This is a genomic window from Brevibacillus sp. FIR094 (genome assembly GCF_050477165.1).
Classification (GTDB): Bacteria; Bacillota; Bacilli; order Brevibacillales; family Brevibacillaceae; genus Brevibacillus.
In genome coordinates this window covers 1-23,004 of the sequence record NZ_JBEAES010000043.1, presented here as the reverse complement: position 1 = coordinate 23,004, position 23,004 = coordinate 1, and the positions used below count along the sequence as shown (strand labels likewise).

Sequence of the window (23,004 nt, the reverse complement as noted above, 5' to 3'; positions counted from 1 at the left end):
GTGTAGCGAGAATCTTATCCTTCCGTTGGTGCGATCATGGTCATCCCTACACGCTGACGTTTCTCGTCAATTTCTACTACCCACACATCTACGATATCGCCAACGGTCACCACTTCAAGCGGATGCTTCACAAAACCCTTCTTCAAACGGGAAATGTGCACGAGACCGTCGTTTTTCAGACCGATATCCACAAACGCTCCGAAGTCGACCACGTTGCGCACAGTACCTTGCAGCTTCATGCCCACACTCAGATCAGTCAGCTGAAGGACATCACTTCGCAAGAGTGGTTTTGGTAGCTCGTCACGCGGGTCACGACCAGGACGCAAGAGGCTGTCCACAATGTCTTGCAACGTTGGCTCGCCAATCCCGAGCTTTGCAGCGGTCTCTTTTACATCCAAAGACTGCACGCGTTCCTTGCAGTTCTCACTGCCAATCTCCTGAGCGCTAATGCCAAGCATCGACAATAACTGGTGGGTTGCATCGTATGTTTCCGGGTGAATCGGTGTTTTGTCCAGTGGATTCGCTCCATCCATCACGCGAAGAAACCCGATACACTGCTCGTACGTTTTAGCACCCAAGCGCGGAACCGCCTTCAACTGGGAGCGCTCCGTGAACTTCCCGATCTCGTCCCGTTTTTTCACGATATTCCCCGCCACTTGACGGCTGATCCCTGATACATACTGCAATAGAGAAGAAGAAGCGGTATTCACATCTACTCCGACATGGTTTACCGCAGACTCAACCACAAACTGCAGACTGTCTGCCAGCCGCGATTGGGAAACATCGTGCTGGTATTGGCCAACTCCGACGGACTTCGGATCGATTTTGACCAGCTCAGCGAGCGGGTCCTGCAAGCGACGTGCGATCGAAGCTGCACTTCGCTCTGCTACATCCAAGTCCGGGAATTCTTCCTTGGCCAGCGTGGAAGCAGAATACACAGATGCACCTGCCTCGTTCACGATGATGTACATTACTTCTCGCTTCAGCTCTTTCAGCAGTGTGGCAATGAACTGTTCTGTCTCGCGCGAAGCAGTACCGTTGCCAATCGCGACAACCGTAACTCTATAGGTTTCGATCAACTGCTTCACTTTCGCTGTAGCTTCTGCCACTTTATTGGCCGGAGGGGTCGGATAAACAACGGCAACCTCCAGCAGTTTGCCGGTTTCGTCTACAACGGCGAGCTTACAGCCTGTCCGAAACGCCGGATCGACCCCAAGTACGACTTTACCTTTTACAGGCGGTTGAAGCAGCAAATTGCGCAGGTTTTCTGCAAAGATGTGAATGGCACGTTCCTCGGCTACCTCTGTCAGCTCTGCGCGCACCTCTCGTTCAATAGAAGGAGCAATTAGACGTTTATACGCGTCCTCGACTGTCAATGCCAGCAGATCGCGGGCAACTGTATCACGAGGAATCCTGCGTTTTTGCATCCAAGCCAAAATCTCTGCGACAGGCGCTTCAATGGAAACCTTCAAAATGCCTTCATTTTCTCCCCGATTGATGGCCAGTACCCGATGTGGAACGACCTTTTTCAGAGGCTCACTATATGCGTAATACATTTGGTATACATTTTTCTCGTCTGCTTCTTCGGCTTTCTGCTCAGTCAAAAGCAATCCTTTTTGCACGGAGCGTTGACGAACCCACTGGCGAATTTCTGGGTCATCAGACAGAAGTTCCGCCACGATGTCCATTGCTCCTTGCAGAGCTTGCTCGATCGTCTCTACGCCTTTTTCCGGGTTGATATATGGTTTTGCTTCTTCTTTCGGATTCCCGGTTCTCGGTAAACTCATGAGGTAGTTGGCAAGTGGCTCTAGTCCCTTCTCCTTGGCCATGGTTGCACGCGTGCGGCGTTTTTGGCGGTAAGGGCGGTACAGGTCCTCTACCTCTTGCAGCTTGGTCGCACGCTCAATAGCTGTGCGCAGCTCATCCGTCAGCTTGCCTTGCTCATCGATGAGCCGAACGACTTCTTCCTTCCGCACTGACAGGTTGCGTAAATAGCGAACGCGTTCCTCAATCGCTCGAATTTGTGTTTCATCTAGCTGCCCCGTCATTTCTTTGCGGTAGCGGGCAATAAAAGGAACCGTGTTTCCTTCATCCAGGAGGGCAACCGTGCGCTCCACCTGGTGAGGTTTGACACCCGTATCTTGGGCGATTGTCTGGATCATCAACGTAAGCTCCATACCTGTCCTCCTGCGCTCATTCTTCGTCGTTTATTGTACCACATTTGCTAACAAGGACTGGAAAAAGGGAAGAAAAAAGAGGAGCCACTTGGCCCCTCTACGTCACGGTTTCCAGCTGTTCCACTTTCAATGCTTCTCTCAGCTTGCCCAACGCCCTGCGCTGAAGGCGGGAGATATGCATCTGCGACATCCCCATGATGTCCCCAGCTTGCTTCTGACTCAAATTTTGATAAAAAGTTAATTGAATGATTTCTTTTTCACGGTGATCCAAAACTTGCAGGGCCCGCTCCAGCATCAGATTCTGCTCGACTGCTCCGTACCCTTCTTCCTTCGTCCCTACTAGGTCGAGTAAAGAAATGGTGTTTCCGTCCAGATCCGCTTCCAGCTCGCTGTCCATAGAGAGAGAATGATAACTGCGGCCCATCTCCAAGGTTTCCAGAATCGCTTCCTCTGTAACGCCTAGGCTGTTGGCAATGTCCGCAATTTGGGGAGATCGCTGCAGCTTGATCGTGAGCTCGTCGACCACCCGTTTGATCTTCGGGCTCAGCTCCTTTACTCTGCGCGGAACATAGACACTCCAAGTCTTGTCCCGAATATAGCGCTTAATCTCTCCCACAATGGTCGGGATCGCAAAGCTCTCAAATGTCCGCTCAAAACTAGGGTCGAACCGACGAAAGGAAGCAAGCAGGCCGATTAATCCGACTTGCACGAGGTCTTCGTACATGACTTGTCCGCGAACAAACTTCTTCGCTAACGATTCCACAAGAGGAGTATAGGCCCTCACCAGTTGTTCCTGTATCGCAGGATCTTTTGTTTCACCATACAGCTGGATGAGCTCCTTCAACTCCTCTGGACTATATTTCTGCTTCCGAGATTGTCCAGTCATTGCCAGCCACCCCATCCTGCCGAACATACTTGGTCATGGAGACTACCACCCCTGATTCAGAACGAGTCTCCACTTCATCCATAAGCGTGTGAATGAGATAGAGCCCGAGCCCGCCCTCATCCAAATCCTCTAGGCTTTTCCCTGCATAAATCGGCGTCAGTTGCTCAGCAATGAGCTCATTTGAAAATCCTACTCCCTGATCGCTTACCTCGATCACCAACCGATCTTCATAAACGTGGCATTGGATATGAATGGAGCCAGGATTCTCTGTTTCCTTGTATGCATGTCTTACTACATTCGTGCATGCTTCTCCGACGGCAAGCTTGATATCCTCAATCTCTTCATAAGAAAAGCCCATACGGTTGGCTATACCGGATACAGTCAGACGCGCTACTCCCAAATACTCCGCCTTGCTTGGCAGGGTCATTTGAATCACGTCTGCCTGAGGTCGATTTGGACCCATTACTCGCTCTCTCCTTTGCGGATGGCAATATGATCGTATAAGCCAGTGATGCGAAATAGCCTTTCCACACGCGGAGACAATTTGTGCACCTCAAATGTACGATTTCGTTGGATGCACTCTTTCATAATCCCGATGAAAATTCCGATTCCGGTACTGTCCATGTATTCTACCGCTTCCAAATCAACCGTAATGCGATTGATATCCGGCTTGGTGACGAGTGACATGAGTGTTTCCTTTACTTTCGGCGCTGTAAAAGCATCAATATCTCCACCAAGGACCACTCGGTGCTCAGTTTCAAGGCTTGTTGTCTTAATTAGCAGGTCCATCTGCGTCTACCCCCCGTACGTTGCTTAGGTTCTTCGAAGTACAATCATGGTGTAATCATCCAGCAGGTCAAATTGGGAGAGCAGAAGTAGTCTATTGTACAGGCCGTTTGCCATCTTTTGGGCAGATTCGCCCACCTCTTTTTGCAAATGGTGTACAAGCTCTTCCCTTTGCAAATAATATCGGTTATTTTTGCATTCTGTTACACCATCCGTCAGAAGAATCAGAACATCATTGATTTCTAAATGAATCTCCTGAACCTCGTACTCACTGTTTGGGCATAAACCGAGTGCATTCCCTTGCCCTTCGAGATCGTAGAACTTCCCTTCGGCCGACCTGTACAAAAATCCTGGCTCGTGTCCTGCCATCGCATAACGGAAACAGTGTTCCTTCGATTCGTAACTGCCAAACAGCATCGTCACAAACATGCTCGGATCAATATTTCTTCCCACAATCCGGTTTAAATGGTGCAGCATTTCATCGGGACCCAGCTCCATTTGTCCAAGGCTGTCTATCGCATATTTCACCATCGACATACACATTGCAGCAGGCATTCCTTTTCCAGTAATGTCTGCTATGGCGAGGCCAAAACGCCCTTCACTTTGCTCAATGAAGTCGTAATAGTCGCCCGAAATTTGTTTCGCTGCAATACTTACTACGCCAATCTCCAGATCTGGATAGACTGGAACCTCACTTGGTAAAAGTGATTGCTGCATTGCTTTCGCCACGGCTATTTCTGATTCCATCTGCTGATGCCTGTTGCGCCAGCTGTTTACGGATCGGTGCTCGTTCCCATATTCAATCATGACCTCTGTCAAAATGGAGAAGGAGGAGCGTACAAACTCTGGCACTTCCCCGAGCTGCTCAAGCGCTCGCGCATGCAGATCCGTTATTTCTTCTGGTGAAATATCTTGAGAAAGCATCCATTTGCCCAACTGCTGGGCTCCGTAAAGCTGGTCCTCCCCTTGAGCACTCAGGTAATCCCGAAGAATTTTTACATACTCTTCCTGGAAGCTCCGGGTTACCATTTATCTCATTCCTCCTTTGCTTGATCGCTCCACTTCACAACAACGACACGCGTCCCTTCTCCCAGGGTACTGTGGATTTCAAATTCATCCATCATGCGCCTGACACCCGGCAATCCGGCCCCGAGGGCACCCGAAGTCGAATAGCCATCATCTAACGCCTGGCGAATATCAGGAATCCCTGGTCCGCTGTCATTCGCTGTTATTTGCAAGCCGATCACTCCTTCGCGCTCAATCGGCGAAATGGTGATCGTCCCCGTACCCGCATACAAATAAATATTGCGAGCCAATTCAGAGATTGACGTGGCGATGCGGGACTGCGTGATCGTGCCAAAGCCAAACAACTTCGACATATTTCTCCCCACTTGCCGCGCCGTCACGATGTCTGATTCTTGTTCTATATTGATTGTCTCAGGAGAATAGTCTGCCACAACCAAAAAAACCCCTTCCGCCTCGCTTGGTAGGTAGAAATGAGTTTTTTCTCTACCTCGAAAATAAATCATATTGTGTCACATTTTGTCTTAAAATCTCTTTTCGAACAGTTCGCTGTTCACCTATAAAATCCCTGCAAATCTGACAGCAAAAAACCACTTGCTTCACTCAAGTGGCTTTTCCTATCAAATAGTCTGATCTTTTTTTTTCACACGTTAAAAATCAATGAGTCCTAAACTGATTTGCAAGGATTCATTAACCCGATCCATCATCTCGTCATCGAGATGCGTTATTTTATCAGTTAGACGTTGTTTGTCAATGGTTCGTATTTGTTCCAACAGAATGACGGAGTCACGATCAAATCCATAAGTTTTTGCGTCAATTTCCACATGCGTAGGCAGCTTCGCCTTTTGAATCTGCGCCGTAATGGCTGCGACGATGACCGTCGGACTAAATCGATTTCCAATGTCGTTTTGAATGACTAAAACAGGCCGTACGCCTCCTTGCTCAGAGCCAACGACCGGGGACAGGTCCGCGAAAAACACATCGCCACGTTTGACAATCACCAGTCACACCCCGCTAACTAAGCGGACAAGAGTATGGTCAGCCTCTTCTTCAGCGCCAAAAGCCTCCGATGCCATATTCAGATTGATCTTCGCCATCTCCATGTACCCTTTTTGCATAGTCTCACGGATTGTGCGTTTTTTTCGCTCTTTCAAATACAAATGCATCGCTTGACGAATAAACTCGCTGCGATTGGATTTTTCCTTTTGAATAACGCCATCCACTTCCTGAAGCAAGTGTTGTGGCAAGCTGATCATGATGCGTTTCGTGTTTGACTTCGACAAGACAAATCCACCTCCAACCATGACCGTAACTTCCATCCGCAATGCTGGTTCTAGAAAGAACAGCCAATATGAACAATACCATTATGTCGAATCCATTGCAAAAATATACCTACTGTCGCTTTTTCGGTGTGAAAACGTGAGTGTAAACAATCCAAAGGTGCAGGTGAAGACTTCGTTTACCCAAAAAAGCCAGCTTTTTCGCTTAACTAGTATTCGTGTTCCACGGGAAAATTCCTGCTGATTTTCCTTGCTAGATATTTACATTTTCACGGGACGAGTGCTTCATCGTCAATGGGTGAAATACGTCCGTTACTTTCTGGTCGCGCAAATAGAGGCGCGGAATTCGGTAATTCAGCATACAAGGAACCTCGTAATTAATTGTTCCCAGCAAATCGGCAATTTCATCCAAGGAGATTTCCTCGTCCCCCTGCTTTCCGTACAAGACGACCTCATCATTGACCGCTGCTTCTGTCGAATTCAGGCTGACCATGATTTGGTCCATGCAAACTCTGCCTGCAATCGGGTAGCGCGATCCGTTGTACAACACCTCACCACGATTGGACAAAAGGCGAGAATAGCCATCTGCGTATCCGATCGGCAGCGTTGCAATCCACTCGTCAGGCTTTGCTACATACGTAGCACCATAGCTGACCGTGAATGGCTCATCTGCCTTCTTCACGTGGGCAATTCTGGTCTTGAGCGCCAGGGCGGGGGCAAGAATGACATCCGCACGTTCTTTCATGTACAAAGAAGGATACAATCCGTATAAACCTATGCCTAAACGAATCGTATCATACCCCCAATCGGGAAATGCGATAGCCGCAGCCGTATTGCAGCAATGAACAGTCGGCAATGTTTTATTTGCTTCACGCAGTGCTTGCAAAAAGGATTGAAACAAGTCGTGTTGTCGTCGCACATGGGTTGTATCTGGTTCATCCGCGCAGGCAAAATGCGTAAAAATGCCTGTCCACTTAAGCTTTGAGCATTCTTCAAGGGCACCTACAACCGCAAGCAAAGCTTCCTTTGTCCGTACGCCCAAACGTCCCATGCCCGTATCGATCTTTACATGAACCCCGACAGGCTTGTGATCGTTTTTCTGAAGAATGTCGTTCGCTTTCGTGATCCATTCGACGCTGTAAGCGGTTAACTCCACATCCAGCTCGCTTGCAGTGACAATGGATTCGACAGGTGTGTATCCCAACACTAAAATCGGCGCTGTGATCCCTGCCCTGCGCAAAATAAGCGCTTCATCGAGCAATGCGACTGCAAGTGAATCTGCCCCGCTCGCCAACGCTTCTTTTCCAACATGGACAGCGCCATGACCATACCCATCTGCTTTCACAACAGCCATAATACCCGTTTTTTCTGGCAAATGGCGTTTGAATGTCTCGAGGTTTGCCCGGATGGCATCCAAATCAACCTCTACCCAAGTGTCACGACAAAACGATTTCATTCCTATCTCCTCTTGTTCCCTTTTTTATAGTAAAACAAGCGTTCATTTAAATGACTGAGAAATTGCCTGGAAACCATCAGTGATTCCTTTTTGCCGCCTACACGATAAAAATGACGGCCTTCATAAATTTGCTCGACTTCAGACAGCGGGTAGCTCTTTTCCTGTCCTGACATGGATATAATCAGGTGGGTCTTGGTCAGCTTGTACACCGGACGGAAAATCGATTTGTACAGAAACGGAGACAATCCAACAACAGCAATGGCAATGGCAAAGACAAGCACTTTGAATCTCGTGTCATTGGTCGGGAAAAATTGAGAGAGAATCATCATCCCCAGCACAAACATGACAGTCTCGTTAATGCGCATTTTCCAGCTTTTTCGCAGGAGCATGTCTTTGTAGGTCGATGCTTCCTCGTACAAAACTTCGTTAGACGGTTTCTTCATGTAAAGCATGCCACCTCATTCAATAAGTTACTCTGAATGTATCGTGTTTTCCCGTTATGTGTCAATTCGCGGATTGTCCTTTCACCTCATTCGCACGTTGGTTTTTATGTACAAATCGGCCCTCATCGACCAATCCCGAGAAAATAAAAAAGCAGATGGGATTAGCTCCCACCTGCTGACTGTTCTACTTGGTTTTCTCCTGGTCTTTTCCCTCTTTTTCATGTCTTGGGAAAACGACTTTTTCAAAGCTGCCATCCACCATCTTTTGCACCATCGCAGTCAATTCCTCGCTGCGCTTGTCGGCTTGCTCCTGTGTGAGCTTGCCTGCCTTTACTGCTTCTTTCAGCTTGGCTTCGTGCTGACCTACCATGAGCTCAATGACGTCATCCACTTCTACACCTTGCTCCTTGGCGATGGTCGCCAACGATTTTCCTGCCTTTTGCTCATCCTTCAGCTTGTCTGCATCCAGCTTCAGGAGGGACAGTAGTTCTTCGTTTTTCTCAATGCCCATTCCTTTACCCGGTCCACGTCCGTGATGTGTGTTTTGCACCATGTCTTTTACCCGCTCACTAGCATTCTTATTCATTTTGTCGGCTTGTTCCTGTTTCAGCTTCCCGGCGGTTACCGCCTCTTTCAACTTGGCTTCTTGTTGTTTCACCAACAGCGCTACCAGATCATCCACGGATACTCCTTGGGCTTCTGCGATGGCAGCCAATGATTTGTCCGCTTTCAGCTCTTCTTGGAGTTTAGTGGCATCCAGCTTCAAGAGGGACAGCAGTTCTTCGTTTTTCTCGAAGCCCATTCCTTTACCCGGCCCACGTCCGTGATGCGTATTTTGCACCATGTCTTTTACTCGTTCGCTCGCTTTTTCATTCATCTTGTCGGCTTGCTCCTGCGTGAGCTTGCCTGCCGCTACCGCCTCTTTCAGCTGGGTTTCCTGTTGTTTTACCAACAGAGACACCAGATCATCCACAGATACGCCTTGGGCTTCTGCGATAGCAGCCAGCGATTTGTCCGCTTTCAGCTCTTTCTGGAGTTTATCGGCGTCCAGTTTCAAGAGGGACAACAGTTCTTCGTTTTTCTCGAAGCCACCGATGAAGACTCCTTTGCCGAAGCCCTTATCTGGTTTCGTGTTTTCTACCTGTTCTTTTACGCGATCGCTCAGATTTTCAGACAGCTTATCTGCTTGCTCCTGCGTTAGCTTGCCTGCTGTTACTGCTTCCTTCAGTTTGGTCTCTTGCTGTTCAACCAGGAGTGCCACGACATCTGCGGTGTCAACTCCTTGGGCTTGTGCAATCGCTGCGAGTGTTTTCCCTGCCGCAAGCTCTTCTTTCAGCTTGTCAGCATCCAGCTTCAACAACGAGAGCAGCTCTGTATTTTCTTTGAAACCCACTCCACCGTGGTGGCCCATTTTGCCTGTTTTGAATTTTACTTCTGCCGGTTTATTTAAGGAAGTTTTTTGTGCTGAATCGGCTGCCATTGCTCCGCCTATGCTACCCAGACTCAGAACCACTGCCATCGTTCCCATCAGCATTCCCATTTTCGCTTTGCTAAACATATACACTCAACCCTTTCATTTGCTAGTGGTGTGTGCTGCCTCTTTGGTACAAGACCAAGTGTACATGGGTATTTTTAGATTCCCGTTTGAGAAAAAAGGAAAACTTGAGGGAAAATCGTAAAAAACTATGGAGGGCATTTTGGTTTGAGTCAACATGGTGGAGGAAAGAAAAAGCACAGTTCTCTTCGACTCTGACACGCCAGCAGGGGGATTCGCTGGCCGTCTCCACTGCAAAAAGAGGATCGTCGAGCCAAAGCCACCCTACGGGCGGATGCTTCGCTAGGAAGAAGTGTTCGACAAGCGTGGTCCTCTTTTTGTAGTTCCGACTGGGTAGACGTTGTCAAGGTCTGCGAGCCCTGTGCTTTTTCTTTTCGCCAGCTTTTTTGATTCATCGCTTTTTTTAAAACTTAGGAAGATCATCCTTTGAGTAGTGGGACAAAGCCACTTGGGAAGAAGTGCATTTCCAGTTCAAGCGCCTCCGGAGCGGACAGTTTAACTCCTTGCAGGGCGTAGGCCGAAGCGTAGACTGGAAATGCGCTTCTTCCCCTCCACCGCAGCCACTTTCCCAGAAGACAGCAAAAGAGGACGGCATTCACCGTCCCCTCTCCCACACTTTTATTTTGCGCTGAGACCATATGTCGACTGTGCGACATTCACCATTTCTTCCTCAGGCAGATCCCCCGCGATTGTATATTCGATGCCGTCTAGCTCCCATGTCAGCAGTCGTTGATTTTCACCTGTCTGCGCAAGCACACCAACCGTAAAGCCGAGGTTCACAGGCATCCCTTGCTCATACGACACAGATGCTGCTGTCGGACGCCCTTCGATTACCTTGTAATTGTAGGCCCCTTTGTAGGTCAAGATGACTTTTCTCTCCCCATCACGGGTAACCGGCTCGATATCTCCTTGCTTAACCCCTTCTGGCATATACGTAGGGACGATGACACCGAATTGGCTGTTCGGCTGTTTCACGACCTGTCCATTTGCTTGCGCCATTGTTGGGATCGTTGTCAACGAGCTTGTTGTCATGTTGCGCTCTTTGTCAAAGGAGTCTTTGTCAAACATAGGGTTGAACGAAAAATCAGTGAAATCAATCCGTACGAGCGGATTCATGCTAGCATCCATAATTTCGGCGTGCGTCGGTTTGAAATCTTCTGTCAGCCAAATTTTTTGCTTGGTCAAAGAACGATTGCCGCTGTAGTTCGCTTTCACTTCGAATACATACTGTTTTTCTTCCATCTTCATTTGGCGTTCAGTGTCATCGATAATGCTCTTGGCCAGCGTTTCGTATAGATACAACGGTCCGTTGTTCTCAGGCCAGCCACTTTGGAAGCGGAAGCTCTTGTTCAGATGCGGGGTCAGTACAAAGACTCCCTCATTGTTTCGCAAGATGATTTGTGTAATGCCACGCTGCTTCGAGGTGAGAGCTACCCGATAGTTGGTTGGCTTTTCATACCAGACCTGAACATCGTACTCCATGGGGGTAGAGCCTGTCTGCATGGTCAAAACAGCCTGAGACTTGTACCCAGTCATTTTTCCCAGCGTACCGTTCAGGTCGCTCACCACATCTTCTGGTGTTTTTTGACCGAAACAACCGCCGAGGAACAGGGTGAAAACCAACAATAACACCAGTGGTAAAGCTACCCGTTTCATTCAATGAACTCCTCCTTGTCAATATTTTCGACAAAGAAGGGCATCCCTGTCTATTTCCTGGGAAATCTGTCAGTCTCTCGCCCATGCAGCGCACATCGTGTCAATGGTTGCAAATGAATACGAAGTTGGCGATATATCGCTTGGATCGGCTACAGACTTAGCCTTCCTGTGTAAGAGCAGGTAGTCCCTCCTGATCTACGCGATATAAATGTATGTCCATCCTCGTCCCAATATGCAGACAAGTTTATCGAAGGTATTCAAAACATCTATCGTTCTTCTACAATGACTTGCGCAATCGCATGCGTTTGGCTATGCGAAATACTCACATGAATATGAACGCGAGCGGGGTCCAGATCGAGTTTACTGTACACCTCATGCTTTATAGTCATGATCGGCTTACCCAAATTGTTCGGGAGGATTTCCATATCCAAAAAGCTGAGTACGGCACCAATGCCTGTGCCAAGAGCCTTTGCTCCCGCTTCCTTGGCTGCAAATCTGCCTGCAACCATTTCCGCCTGTCTCGTCTCTGTCTTTCCATGCAGGAGCTGTTGTTCATCTGTGGTCAAAAAGTGTTTGATCGCACGCTCTTGTCTTTTTATCAAAGTAGCGATGCGCTCTATTTCCACTATGTCTACGCCTGTTCCAATGATCATGAGCAATTGCCTCCTAGTGGGCTGTTTTACGAATCACAGTATCATCCACTTCCACGCTTTTGCAAGCGCGAGGATAGAAACCACATTACTCGCATAGACTTTCCGTAAAAATAAGAAAACCCCCGCAAATTGCGAGGGCCTTTTTCCGCTGGCTCTTACTCAGTAGCTTGGCCAGAAGATTGTTGTGCAGCCGATTGTTGGTTTTGACGGCGAACTTCCGCAACATTTGTCTCACTTGCGAACTCAGTCGCAGCGCCTTGGGAAGCAGCGCGTTGTGCGGATTGTTGGTTCTGACTACGAACCTCTGCTGCGTTTGTTTCACTTGCGAATTCAGTCGCAGTGTTTGCTGCTTGGCTAGCTTGGTTCGCTTTGCCCATACCAGCTTGTTTGTTTTGTTTAGGCATCGTTTACATTCACCTCCTCGACGTCACTGAATATAATTTGTACAGCCCCCTATGTGTGTATCCATCCTCATTTTTCCAAATCATGCTGTTGTTGACTTGCTTTGTCTCGACCGATCATTCATATTGGAAAGTGCGAAGCTTTTACTCTGCTTTTGAAAGGAGCAATTCTGTATGGCTCACAAGGTTATTATCTATACCCAAGTCACTTGCGGTCCTTGTCAGGAAGAAAAAATGTGGCTGACTTCAAACAACATTGCTTTCGAAGACAGAGACATCCGACAAAACCAGGCTTATTTCCAGGAAGCCATTCAATTAGGCGCCAGCATGACACCTGTAACCTACATTGAAAAAGAAAACGGCGAGCAAATGGTCATCCATGGATTTGACAAAGAAGAACTAAAAAAAGCGTTGGATCTCAATTGATCCAACGCTTTTTACGACTGATCAGCCAAATGAAGGTTCACTTGCAACTGATTTTTGTTTGACGATTGGCGACATATCCGGCAAGTTAGACAAAATTTGCTTAACTTCAGGTCCGCATTCTGCATTAACGGAGTAATATACCCACGGTCCCTTCCGACGCTCTTTGACCAAACCATGAGTTTTGAGCTTAGCTAAGTGCTGGGAAACAGAAGGCTGGGAAGTTTGCAAAATTTCCACGAGATCACGAACACATAAGGACTGTACTTGCAGGAGAGCCATGATCGTCAAGCGCGTCTTGTCACCAAGTAGCTTATAAGTCTCTGACAAAAACAGAACCTGCATCAAATCCATTTCCATAAGGATACCCACCTTTGCCTTACATATCTGTTTATCAGTATACTATATGGCTTATATGATGGGGAAGATAGGATCGCAAAAGTTATGTGAACCCTGCTTATACATCTTGCTTTTTCATCGTTTCAATAATCTTGTCTGCAGTGCGCGCAGCCAGCGCCATCACTGTATTTGTCGGGTTGCTGCCACTCGAGGTAACGAACGTAGAAGCACCTGTTATGAAAAGATTGGGTATGTCATGTGACTGCCCATATTCATTCACAACAGAAGTTTCCCTGTCATTCCCCATTCGGCATCCTCCCATGAGATGAGCGGTATCAGATACCACATGCTCCGGCTGCCCCCCCATCGCTTCTATAATCCTGTTCATTTGCCCAATAGCATGCTTGTACAGTTGTTTGTCGTTCTCCTGATAACTGAACGTTACCGTAGGGATCGGCATTCCGTATTCATCTTTTTCTCCAGAGAGCGTCACTCTGTTATCGGGATGAGGCAACACTTCCCCGACCAAGGTGATCCGCGCATACATATTGTAATCCAGCATGGTCTCTCGAAGCTGTTTTCCCCATAAATACGAGCCGTCTTCCCTCTCGGCAGCAATAGCAGCCGCCATCCCGACTGGACGTGACCCGTGTGCACTCAATGTATATCCGCGGGCAAATCCTCGTTCCCGGTCCGTCTCATAAAAATGCTGGGTCAAAGCAAGGACAGGTGTTCCTTTATACAATCGCACTTCCTCCGGGAGTCGTCCGTATACATCATGACTGGAGTGAGGCATAATAGCTTTTCCTACCCATCCACTCGAATTCGCCAGCCCTTGCGGAAACTGAGCATTCGCCGAACTGAGCAGCAATCTGGGAGTCTCCACTACAAACCCGGCCAAAATGACCACACGAGCCATTTGCCTGTGCGTCAAACCATTGTGGTTGAACAACACGCCACTGACCCGGTCGCCAGCCATCAAAATTTCCGTCACCATGCAGTCGGACAGCACCTCTGCCCCCTCCGCTATCGCTTTGGGGATATGATGAATCAACCCGCTGTACTTGGCATTCGGCATGCACCCTTGATTGCAAAAGCCACGATTGATACAGGGGGGACGTCCATCAAAGGGAGCCGATAAAATCGCCAGAGGGGCGACCACACTCTCGATTCCCAGCTTCTCGCACCCTTCCCGGAACAGTTGGGCATTGGCACTGATTGGCTCCCGAACGGGGTACGGATACGGGCCTTGAAAGGTACCCCACGGAAAATGATTGGGACCTGAGACCGCAATCTCCCGTTCAATCTTGTCGTAATACGGGGCAAGATCCTGATACGTAATCGGCCAGTCTTCCCCTACGCCGTCTGCGGTCTTCGTCTTAAAATCACTCTCGTGGAACCGCAGGAACACCCCAGTAAAATGCACGGTGCCTCCTCCAATTCCCCGTCCTGAGTTGTTATGTCCCAAACGAAGTGGGTCATTGCCTGCTACCAGCCTCGTTTCCTGCCATGCCAATCTCCGCATCGACAGCTCATCACTGGCAAAATCGTGTTGCGGGTCCCAAAACGGCCCTGCTTCCAATACGACTACGCGTAACCCGGCTTTTGCCAGCTCATAAGCCAGTACGCCTCCTGCCGCTCCAGCACCTACGATGCATACATCTGCGTCATCGGCGAATTGTCTGTGATCCACAGGAGTGGGGCGATGAGTAATCGTACGATGGTCATGACTCGTCATTTGCTTTCGCCTCCCATGGGTCCGTCAATCCTTTTTCCACCCGTACATAGCCGCGCGGATAAGCGGGTCCGCCGTAGCCGATGTCCGACCAAACCAACGGATGTGAATAGTACGCACTGACTGTGTCATGCAGCAACTGCTTAAAAAAATCTGCGGGAGCCAAGTTCGTCCACGCCTCCTGGTTTTGGATACCCCCATTCGCGACGTGCTGAAGAACGGCTTCCTGCTGGTCTAGCTTTAACGCGACAAAATCATTTCCATAAGCGGCATGACTCTCCGCATCAATCCCTTTCAAGCCCGAGCGATAAAGCTCTTTTTTGGGTGGAACTCCGACCTTACGTTGCGATTCGCCGATATTACTAGCCGTCGTATTATCCAGATGCTCTACCACAAAGGTCAGCACCTCCAAACGGTGATCATGGACCAATACACCCACGACTGTCTGTAAGAGCAAGGATTCAGGCTTCGTAAAAAATTGGTTGGCAATCGCCGGCATTCGCCTGGCCCCTACTACTTTCCTGGTGTGAGCATCCCACTCTGTATGCTGGTCCCAAACATCATAGGATGGGTAACGTCCAGGCTTCTCCATGTCCTCTCACCCCTTCGAAAACGATTTTTACCAAAACAGCGCAAGAAGCCCTAATGCCGACATTGCCGTGATCAGTAAAGGAAGAATCACAGGAGGACCGACGAGAAAATTTTGACCTTGTGAATAACCTCCCACACGCTGCCCAACCCCGACCGTATGCAAATAGGCTCCGTACAAACCACCAGCCACACCAACCACCATCATCAAGGCAAACACCCAACGCAGCCACCCCACATTCACAAACGATAAAACAATAGCAGTAACCGCAAATACAGGGAGTTCAAGCACGGGAATCCACATTGCCCAATGCCGGAAGTTTTGTCTGGAGTGAAAAAGTGTGACCTGAACCGCAATCAGGGCAAACGCCAATCCAGCAAAAAGTATTAGTACGCGTTCGATCGGCCAGCCATGCCACATGGAAACATCCTCCTTTTTACGTACGTTGTGCCTATTTTTTCCGTCCTTGTCAGGTCCTATTCTGCCTATTTCACTTCAAGCATCGTGATGAATAGAAAAAAACCCGCTGACTATTAACCAGCAGGCTTTTCATTCCCTATGAAAAATAAACTAACGTCAAATACAATCCAAGCAAGGTCACCGTCAATGTCGGTACGGTCAAAATAACCCCCGTCCGAAAGTACTGTCCCCACGTTATCGTCACGTCTTTACGTCCCAAAACATGCAACCAGAGTAAGGTCGCCAGTGATCCAATCGGGGTCATTTTCGGCCCCAAATCGCTCCCGATCACATTCGCGTAGATCATGGCTTCCCGCAACACTCCGTCTGCCTGTGTCCCAGCAATCGCCAACGCGTTGAACATGACTGTCGGAAGGTTGTTCATGACAGAGGAAAGAACAGCAGCGAGAAAGCCTGTTCCCAAGGTTGTAGCCAATAAACCATGCGCCATGAACCAATCCAAGGTGTCCTTGACCAAGTCAGTCAATCTCGCGTTGTGCAGTCCCCACACCACGACATACATGCCAATCGAAAAAATAACGACTACCCACGGCGCTTCTTTCATAATTCGCCGCATAGCGATCGCTTCACTTTTTCTTGCAGCCAGGCAAAAAATGATGGCCGCCCCCGCAATGATGATAGAAACGGGTGTATGGATAGACTCGCTAATAAAAAAGCCAATCAACAAGACCGCAAGAATCGGCCACGCCAAGCGAAACATTCTGAGGTCGCGAATCGCTTCCTCCGGATTCTTCAGATGGGAAAGGTCAACCTGCGCCGGGATGCTTTTGCGAAAATATAGGTACAAAACCAGCAGACTTCCACCAATCGAAAACAAAGTGGGAATGATCATTTTGGCCGCATACACAGCAAAGCCAATATCAAAATAGTCAGCCGAAACAATATTCACCAGATTGCTAATCACAAAGGGCAAAGAACTCGTATCTGCAATGAATCCGCTCGCCATGACAAATGCCAAAACCGTTTTCCCATCCAGTTTTAGTGCGCGCACCTGTGCCAACACAATCGGTGTCAAAATCAAGGCTGCCCCATCATTCGTAAACAAGGCGGATACGAGTGAACCAAGCAGGATGACATAAACGAACATCAGCCGCCCATTCCCTTTGGCAAAACGAGCCATATGAAGCGCAGCCCATTCAAAAAAACCGATTTCGTCCAATACAAGTGAAATGATAATAATTCCGATTAACGCGAGCGTTGCATTCCAAACAATCGAGGTGACCTCTGCGACATCCGCTATTGTGACTACCCCGATCGCCAAGGCCAACAGTGCTCCACCGACTGCCGGATAGCCAATCGACAGCCCCCGTGGTTGCCAGATGACCAATGTCAACGTGATCAGAAAAAGAAAGAATGAAATCCAAACCACTGCATGTATCTCCTTTCCAAAAACCAAAAAAGAGCAGACCTCGAAAAGTCCGCTCTCCTACCATACTACAAATTAAAATGATCCGAAACGTCCGGTAATGGAATCCTTTACAGTAAAATGTGGCCACCTTCTACATGAAGAACCGTTCCGGTTACAAAACTATTTTGGAGCAGGTATAGTACGCTTTGTGCGACGTCTTTGGCTTGCCCAACTCGTTTCACAGGGAGTTTGTCTGCCAATGTTGCATAAAAATTATTGCGCACGTCTTCAGGCATTTTGCTGCGTGATGGCGTATCAATAATGCCAGGTGAAACGATATTCACTCGGATTGGTGCTAGCTCCAAGGCGAGGGTTTGCCCCAGATTCGATACAGCCGCATTTACTGCACCAAGCGCAGACGAACCAATCATCGCTTTGTAGGCCACAACCCCAGAGAATAAGGTGATGGAACCGTTTGTTGAAATCTTCGGCGCTCCGTACTTCGCTGCGTAATATTGACCCCAGAATTTGTTATCGAACAACTTCCGTGCTTGGGCTGTATCCGTTTGAAGGAATGAACCTCCAGATGTTTCCGCCGCACTGACGACCAGATGATCAAACGTGCCTACTTTTTCAAAAAAGGCCTGAACTTGCTGCTCATCGGTGGTATCCAGCGTATACGCCGAGGCTTTGGAGCCCAGACTCTCTTTTGCCTTCTGCAATTTTTCTTCGGAACGGCTGGCAATGATCACTTCTGCTCCTAGCGCTACTGCCTGTCTGGCTGTCTCCAAACCAATTCCGGAGCTTCCGCCGATGATCACTATCTTTTGATTGTGCAACATGATTGGATCTCTCCCCTTTTACTGTGAGATTTTCATTAGAAACTTAATACTTGTTTGAGATGCGTCTCGAGTTCGGATACAAATCGATCGATCTGCGGATTTTTGATGACATCATAGCAAGCAAAGCTCTTGACAGGTTGCATGCCCAAAAATTCCTGTACGCGGTGTAAATGGCTGATTGAATCCTCCAAGCTTTCCCCTTTAAAAAATTGGGTCGGATCGTTAAATGCTTTTTCTGGAGCATTCCAAGTCGTCGAGAACATATATTTTTTGTCGGTTAATAAACCGCCTCTTCCGTATTGATTAGCACCCTTGAAAAACAAACCGTACGCATATACTTCATCCATATATGTTTTCAATAACCCAGGGACACTGAACCAGTAGATGGGCGTTTGATAAATGACCATATCTGCCCAGAGAAATTTCTGGTGCTCTTCTTCGACTTTGTATCCATTTTGAATAATAGTCGTTTGCACATGGTTCTCTTTCTCGAGCAGACTCACCATATGATCCATCAGCGTTTGGTTCAGTTTCCCCTCCGATGAGCCATATTTTTGGTGACCATTGATGATCAGGATTTTTTTCATTTTTTACATCTCCTTTACCTTAGGACATTCAATTTTCCGCTACGACGCCAATTTGTTGCATAAAAGTTAAATTGTCTTCCAGGTGCCAGTCTTCAACAAGCTTCCCATCCTTGATACGCAAAACGTCGATCGCCATAAATTGAATGGGCTTTCCAGTCAGGGGTTTTCCCATAAACTCGCCTTTGCTCGTACCCGTAAAGGAAAGACGAGCTGTCACCTTGTCCCCCACTACCAATAAATCCTCAATTTTGCATTGCAAGTCGGGAACTGCTTTACGAAAGTTGCGAGAAGCGAATAACAGGCCATTGGGACCTTGAGGTCTTCCTTTCGGCAACGTGTTATCCATGAAACTTGGAGAAACGGTTTGTGCAATGAGATCCTCATTCCCGGTGTTCCAGAATCCGTAGAAACGTTGAGCGGCCTGTACCATTTCGGTAGCTTTTTTTGTATCCAATGAGGGATCAATTGTCATCGAAACGGGTTGAGGAAGATCCTTCAATAGTTGAACGTCTATCTTGGAGGACAACTTAGCAGCTTGATTCTCATAAGCAGACGTTTTCGAATCATTCGCGCATGCTGTTGCGAACAGCATCGTCCCGAAGATGACAGCAATACCAGCTATCGAACTCATTTTTTTGGTGCGTGAAATCATGTCGTTCGGATCAACTCCTTATTTAGAGGGGAAGTATCGGTTCACATTTATATTGTAAATACACTAACTTCATTTATGGAAGTAGTGATATTTTATTCATATAGTTTCCGAAAAGATAGTTTTGAGCTATACTAGGCCAAAGAATCTTTTGAAATTTTTTTGGAGGATATTCCGATGAACGTTATTGAGCCAATCGAACTGAACAAAGGAACCCCGGGCCAACCTTGCCCCATTGCCAAAACGCTTGACGTAATAGGGACGAAATGGACCTTTTTAATCATTCGGGACCTGCTTATCGAAGGAACACTGCGTTTCAGCGACCTGCTGAAATCCATGGATGGGATTAGTCCGAAAACACTGTCGCTCAGACTTAAGGAATTGGAGGAGCACGGCATATTGGAAAGGAAGGTGTTTCCAGAAGTCCCTCCGCGTGTGGAATATACGTTAACGGAGAAAGGGAAACGATTGGAAGGTATTTTCATTGAGTTAAAGAGATTTGGGTTACAGTTATAAACGTTTTCAAATCAAAAAGAGCGGACCTCGAAAAGTCCGCTCTCCTACTATCATGCCTGTTGAATTATCCGAAACGTCCGGTAATGTAATCCTCTGTTCTTTTGTCACGAGGATTTTGGAAGATCGTCGGGGTACTGTCAAACTCGACTAGCTCACCATTCAAGAAAAACGCAGTTTTATCTGAAATACGTGCTGCCTGCTGCATGTTGTGCGTCACGATTACAATCGTATACCGGCTCTTCAGCTCTTCCAACAGCTCTTCGATTTTCGCAGTAGAAATCGGATCAAGGGCAGAGGTTGGCTCATCCATCAAAATGATCTGTGGCTGAACAGCAAGTGCTCGTGCGATACAGAGGCGTTGCTGCTGTCCACCGGAAAGCCCTGTTGCTGGCTTTTTCAGTACATCCTTCACTTCATCCCAAAGGGCTGCTGCCTTGAGGCTTGTCTCTACCAACTCGTCCAGCTTATTACGATCATTCATGCCATGGAGTCTCGGCCCGTACGTGATGTTGTCATAGATGCTCTTCGGAAAAGGATTCGGATGCTGAAACACCATGCCGATATTTTTGCGAAGTCGCTCAACTTCAACGCGATTACTATAAATATCTTCATCGAACACTTTAACTGTTCCCGTAATTTTCGTGTTCGGTACAGAATCGTTCATTCGATTCAACGTCCGTAAAAAGGTAGACTTACCGCAACCGGACGGACCAATTAAGGCTGTAATAGAATCAGGCTCTACATCCAGATTTATATGATAGAGGGCTTGCTTATTACCGTAGAAGAGATTCAACTCTCTCACCGAAATAACGCTCATACGGTCTTCGCTCCTTCGTGATTGTTACGTCCTTTTACTTCCCCACTATAGCGCACCAATGTTAGGGTTCCGTGTGATGTTTATTAAGTTTCGATAAAGTTTTTGTTTTGGGACTTTGTACATAGGTCATTTTACATTAAGTTATGGTAAATCTTGCTGGTAAAGCATATACGCTCCCCTAGGTACCCCCTACAATGAAACTGAACGTTTTGACGAATAAGGGGAGAACAATGAATGCCAGACATAAGAAAACTATGGGGTCACTCGTCGTTTCATTATCGTTCAATTTTTACCAGGCTGTTCGCAGGCATTATGGGGATGGTTGTCTGCATGATGGCAATCGCCGCTTTCTTCATCAGCTATCAATCCGAAGCCACGCTTAATGAAAAAACAAAGCAGCAATTACACGAGGCATCAGGTGCAGCTCTACAGAAAGTACATAGCAGGGTCTATGACATCGTAACCGCCTTGCAATCATTTGCTTCCACTTATAAAAACAGTAAGGTCACCAACAATCAGATCTTTGGCATTTTTACAGATATGTCTGCCAGCAATCCTACGATTTCCGAGTTACAGATCGTCACCACAGACGGACGGTATTTGACCTTTCCGGGATCACCCCTCGACAGCTCCTACGATCCGCGAAAAATGGACTGGTATGAGGGCGCATTGAATCAGCCGCAGCAGGGGGTTTTTGTCTCAGATGTCTTCCAATTTTCCGAGACGGAATTTCCCAAGATCGCCGTCTCACTCCCTTTGCGCAATGAAGACGAGGAGCCCGTAGGCGTTGTCGTGGCATTTGTCTCTGTCCCGAAGCTGAGCGAATCCATCGGGCAGATTAAACTAGGGGAAACTGGATATGCCATGATCGTTGATCAACAAGGCAAGCTGGTCGCTCATCCCGATCAATCCTACGCGCTGCAGCGCCCCCTTCTCTCAGAGCTTGCGATCGTGCAAAACGTCATCGCTGGTCAATCTGGCTACGAACCGAGCAGGATTAATGGAGTGGACTCTTTTGCCGCCTATCAATTTGACCCCTCCCTAAAATGGGGTGTGATCGTCGCTCAGTCGGTATCCGAGGTAAAAAAAGAGGTCCGTCGCCTCCAGCTTACCATTTTGGCCGTCTCACTCGTCGGGCTCGCTGCACTCGCCCTGATGCTGTATGTATACGTACGTCGAATCATCAAGCCGATTAAGGAAGCACAACAAAAAATGTCCGCCTTTAGCGAGGGCGATCTCCTGCAAACCATGCACGTTCAAAGCAATGATGAAATTCGCCAGCTAGCTGACAGCTTCAATCGAATGAGTGAACAAATCCGAACAATCATCGGTAAAATCCAGTATGTCATCTCAGACGTCAAACAAGTAGCCGATCATGTGGGAAAAGGCTCCCGCCATTCTCACGCCATGCAGTCAGAAGTCGTATCCGTAACAGAACGGCTTGCCCAAGAAATGGACAACCAGCAGGAGCAGATCGATGATATCCACGCCACGATGGCCGACATCACGCAAGAAATGTCTCGGATCACAGACTCCATGGAACAAGCAATCGTACAGAGCCAGGAATCACGTCAGCAAAATGCGAAAGCAGCAACCTCCATTGATTTGCTAAAAGAAAATATGCACAGTATCTCAGAGGATATGAAAGCTTCTATGCATGCCATGTCCTCCATGAGAGAAAGCATGAGTGACATCAACGAAATGCTCGGTCTGATTTCCGCCATCTCCAAGCGAACCAAGCTTTTGTCCTTCAATGCTCGAATCGAAGCTTCCAGGGCTGGACAAGCCGGAATTGGTTTCAGTGTTGTAGCAGACGAGATTCGCTTGCTGTCCGACCAGACTGAAGAGGCATCGGCCCGCATTCAAAAGGTAATTGAATCAGGGGAAGAACGAATGGAGCACGTAGCCGCCTGCTTGCAAACGACCGATCACGCTACTGTAAATGGCATTCAAACCTTGCACCAGGCCGCTTCTATCTTTCACAATACGATCCAGCTCAGTGAAGCGTTGACTGCGCAATTTGAATCGATCAGAATGCTCACAGGAACAATCTCGACGCAGAGCCAAGCCATTTCACAGCGCGTAGACAATCTGTCTGCCTCTGCACATCAAGTCGTATCAGGCACACAGCAAGCCGTAGCCGCCAATCAAGAAAGTCTATCCTTATCGGAGCAATTTCTCGATGACTCCCTGCGTTTGGCAGATATCGTTGAGGATCTGGAGCAAGCGATCAAATTTTTCAAAGCGGAAGACAGCCCCTCTCTCCAAAGACATTCACAATGATAAGAAAAAGCCCTCCTGCAAGCACAGGGACTGACCCCATAACGTAAGACAAATCAAAACACCTTCAAGAGAATGCGACC

At 47.9% G+C, this 23,004-nt stretch carries 26 protein-coding genes; 3 read left to right on the top strand and 23 right to left on the bottom strand.

The window, feature by feature from the left end; translation table 11 throughout:
• Positions 1-14: 14 nt before the first annotated feature.
• From ACQ5DJ_RS26295 to ACQ5DJ_RS26230, 14 genes are all read right to left on the bottom strand, one after another.
• Positions 15-2,177, bottom strand: coding sequence for a Tex family protein (locus ACQ5DJ_RS26295; RefSeq protein ID WP_429845011.1), 2,163 nt, complete (start codon positions 2,175-2,177; stop codon positions 15-17).
• 97 nt (positions 2,178-2,274) lie between these two features.
• A complete protein-coding gene (gene sigB, locus ACQ5DJ_RS26290) occupies positions 2,275-3,063 on the bottom strand; it encodes an RNA polymerase sigma factor SigB (protein ID WP_429845010.1) in 789 nt (262 codons plus the stop codon).
• Positions 3,032-3,526, bottom strand: coding sequence for an anti-sigma B factor RsbW (rsbW, locus tag ACQ5DJ_RS26285; protein ID WP_429845009.1), 495 nt, complete (start codon positions 3,524-3,526; stop codon positions 3,032-3,034). Before rsbW ends, sigB begins: the two co-directional genes overlap by 32 nt.
• A complete protein-coding gene (locus ACQ5DJ_RS26280; protein ID WP_429845008.1) occupies positions 3,526-3,852 on the bottom strand; it encodes an anti-sigma factor antagonist in 327 nt (108 codons plus the stop codon). The genes rsbW and ACQ5DJ_RS26280 overlap by 1 nt, the downstream gene beginning before the upstream one ends.
• A gap of 24 nt (positions 3,853-3,876) precedes the next feature.
• Positions 3,877-4,878 (bottom strand): PP2C family protein-serine/threonine phosphatase, encoded by a 1,002-nt coding sequence (locus ACQ5DJ_RS26275; protein ID WP_429845007.1) that lies wholly within the window; start codon positions 4,876-4,878, stop codon positions 3,877-3,879.
• A 5-nt stretch (positions 4,879-4,883) separates the two neighbouring features.
• Positions 4,884-5,312, bottom strand: coding sequence for an anti-sigma regulatory factor (locus ACQ5DJ_RS26270; protein ID WP_007721070.1), 429 nt, complete (start codon positions 5,310-5,312; stop codon positions 4,884-4,886).
• Between the two features lie 210 nt (positions 5,313-5,522).
• On the bottom strand, positions 5,523-5,873 hold the full coding sequence (locus tag ACQ5DJ_RS26265; protein ID WP_005830205.1) for a type II toxin-antitoxin system PemK/MazF family toxin: 351 nt from the start codon (positions 5,871-5,873) through the stop codon (positions 5,523-5,525).
• Between the two features lie 3 nt (positions 5,874-5,876).
• A complete protein-coding gene (locus tag ACQ5DJ_RS26260) occupies positions 5,877-6,176 on the bottom strand; it encodes a CopG family ribbon-helix-helix protein (RefSeq protein ID WP_007721089.1) in 300 nt (99 codons plus the stop codon).
• 229 nt (positions 6,177-6,405) lie between these two features.
• Entirely contained in the window at positions 6,406-7,608 is a 1,203-nt protein-coding gene (gene alr / locus ACQ5DJ_RS26255) for an alanine racemase (protein ID WP_429845006.1), read from the bottom strand.
• A 2-nt stretch (positions 7,609-7,610) separates the two neighbouring features.
• Complete coding sequence (locus ACQ5DJ_RS26250; RefSeq protein WP_376900458.1) at positions 7,611-8,051, bottom strand: hypothetical protein; 441 nt, start codon at positions 8,049-8,051, stop codon at positions 7,611-7,613.
• A 184-nt stretch (positions 8,052-8,235) separates the two neighbouring features.
• The gene (locus tag ACQ5DJ_RS26245) at positions 8,236-9,609 is read right to left on the bottom strand and encodes a hypothetical protein (RefSeq protein ID WP_429845005.1); all 1,374 of its coding nucleotides are present in this window, start codon (positions 9,607-9,609) and stop codon (positions 8,236-8,238) included.
• Between the two features lie 615 nt (positions 9,610-10,224).
• A complete protein-coding gene (locus tag ACQ5DJ_RS26240) occupies positions 10,225-11,262 on the bottom strand; it encodes a DUF4367 domain-containing protein (protein WP_429845004.1) in 1,038 nt (345 codons plus the stop codon).
• A 266-nt stretch (positions 11,263-11,528) separates the two neighbouring features.
• Positions 11,529-11,915: a holo-ACP synthase gene (acpS, locus tag ACQ5DJ_RS26235; RefSeq protein ID WP_429845003.1), complete on the bottom strand. Its 387-nt coding sequence runs from the start codon at positions 11,913-11,915 to the stop codon at positions 11,529-11,531.
• Between the two features lie 155 nt (positions 11,916-12,070).
• Positions 12,071-12,319, bottom strand: coding sequence for a gamma-type small acid-soluble spore protein (locus tag ACQ5DJ_RS26230; protein WP_069852110.1), 249 nt, complete (start codon positions 12,317-12,319; stop codon positions 12,071-12,073).
• Positions 12,320-12,490: 171 nt separating this feature from the next.
• On the opposite strand from ACQ5DJ_RS26230, the gene ACQ5DJ_RS26225 reads away from it, so the two are divergent.
• Entirely contained in the window at positions 12,491-12,742 is a 252-nt protein-coding gene (locus ACQ5DJ_RS26225) for a glutaredoxin family protein (protein WP_429845002.1), read from the top strand.
• Between the two features lie 21 nt (positions 12,743-12,763).
• Here ACQ5DJ_RS26225 and ACQ5DJ_RS26220 read toward each other — a convergent pair whose 3' ends face one another.
• The 8 genes from ACQ5DJ_RS26220 to ACQ5DJ_RS26185 form a co-directional block, all read right to left on the bottom strand.
• On the bottom strand, positions 12,764-13,099 hold the full coding sequence (locus tag ACQ5DJ_RS26220; protein ID WP_144617976.1) for an ArsR/SmtB family transcription factor: 336 nt from the start codon (positions 13,097-13,099) through the stop codon (positions 12,764-12,766).
• A 97-nt stretch (positions 13,100-13,196) separates the two neighbouring features.
• Positions 13,197-14,816, bottom strand: a complete 1,620-nt coding sequence (locus ACQ5DJ_RS26215) for a GMC family oxidoreductase (protein ID WP_429845001.1) — start codon at positions 14,814-14,816, stop codon at positions 13,197-13,199.
• A complete protein-coding gene (locus tag ACQ5DJ_RS26210) occupies positions 14,803-15,405 on the bottom strand; it encodes a gluconate 2-dehydrogenase subunit 3 family protein (RefSeq protein WP_429845000.1) in 603 nt (200 codons plus the stop codon). Before ACQ5DJ_RS26210 ends, ACQ5DJ_RS26215 begins: the two co-directional genes overlap by 14 nt.
• Positions 15,406-15,432: 27 nt before the next feature.
• Complete coding sequence (locus tag ACQ5DJ_RS26205; RefSeq protein WP_144617979.1) at positions 15,433-15,822, bottom strand: hypothetical protein; 390 nt, start codon at positions 15,820-15,822, stop codon at positions 15,433-15,435.
• Between the two features lie 136 nt (positions 15,823-15,958).
• Positions 15,959-17,251 carry an arsenic transporter gene (locus ACQ5DJ_RS26200; protein ID WP_429844999.1) on the bottom strand — a complete coding sequence of 431 codons (1,293 nt, stop codon included), beginning with the start codon at positions 17,249-17,251 and terminating at the stop codon, positions 15,959-15,961.
• 107 nt (positions 17,252-17,358) lie between these two features.
• Positions 17,359-18,072 (bottom strand): SDR family oxidoreductase, encoded by a 714-nt coding sequence (locus ACQ5DJ_RS26195; RefSeq protein WP_429844998.1) that lies wholly within the window; start codon positions 18,070-18,072, stop codon positions 17,359-17,361.
• 35 nt (positions 18,073-18,107) lie between these two features.
• Positions 18,108-18,659, bottom strand: coding sequence for an NAD(P)H-dependent oxidoreductase (locus tag ACQ5DJ_RS26190; RefSeq protein WP_429844997.1), 552 nt, complete (start codon positions 18,657-18,659; stop codon positions 18,108-18,110).
• A 28-nt stretch (positions 18,660-18,687) separates the two neighbouring features.
• Entirely contained in the window at positions 18,688-19,311 is a 624-nt protein-coding gene (locus ACQ5DJ_RS26185; protein WP_429844996.1) for an ester cyclase, read from the bottom strand.
• Positions 19,312-19,485: 174 nt separating this feature from the next.
• Between ACQ5DJ_RS26185 and ACQ5DJ_RS26180 the strand changes: the two genes are divergently transcribed.
• The gene (locus ACQ5DJ_RS26180; protein WP_429844995.1) at positions 19,486-19,824 is read left to right on the top strand and encodes a winged helix-turn-helix transcriptional regulator; all 339 of its coding nucleotides are present in this window, start codon (positions 19,486-19,488) and stop codon (positions 19,822-19,824) included.
• 64 nt (positions 19,825-19,888) lie between these two features.
• Here the strand turns inward: ACQ5DJ_RS26180 and pstB are convergent, their stop codons facing one another.
• Complete coding sequence (gene pstB / locus ACQ5DJ_RS26175; protein ID WP_376900471.1) at positions 19,889-20,641, bottom strand: phosphate ABC transporter ATP-binding protein PstB; 753 nt, start codon at positions 20,639-20,641, stop codon at positions 19,889-19,891.
• A gap of 234 nt (positions 20,642-20,875) precedes the next feature.
• Here pstB and ACQ5DJ_RS26170 point away from each other — a divergent pair, with 234 nt between their 5' ends.
• Complete coding sequence (locus ACQ5DJ_RS26170; protein WP_429844994.1) at positions 20,876-22,924, top strand: methyl-accepting chemotaxis protein; 2,049 nt, start codon at positions 20,876-20,878, stop codon at positions 22,922-22,924.
• Positions 22,925-23,004: the final 80 nt, after the last annotated feature.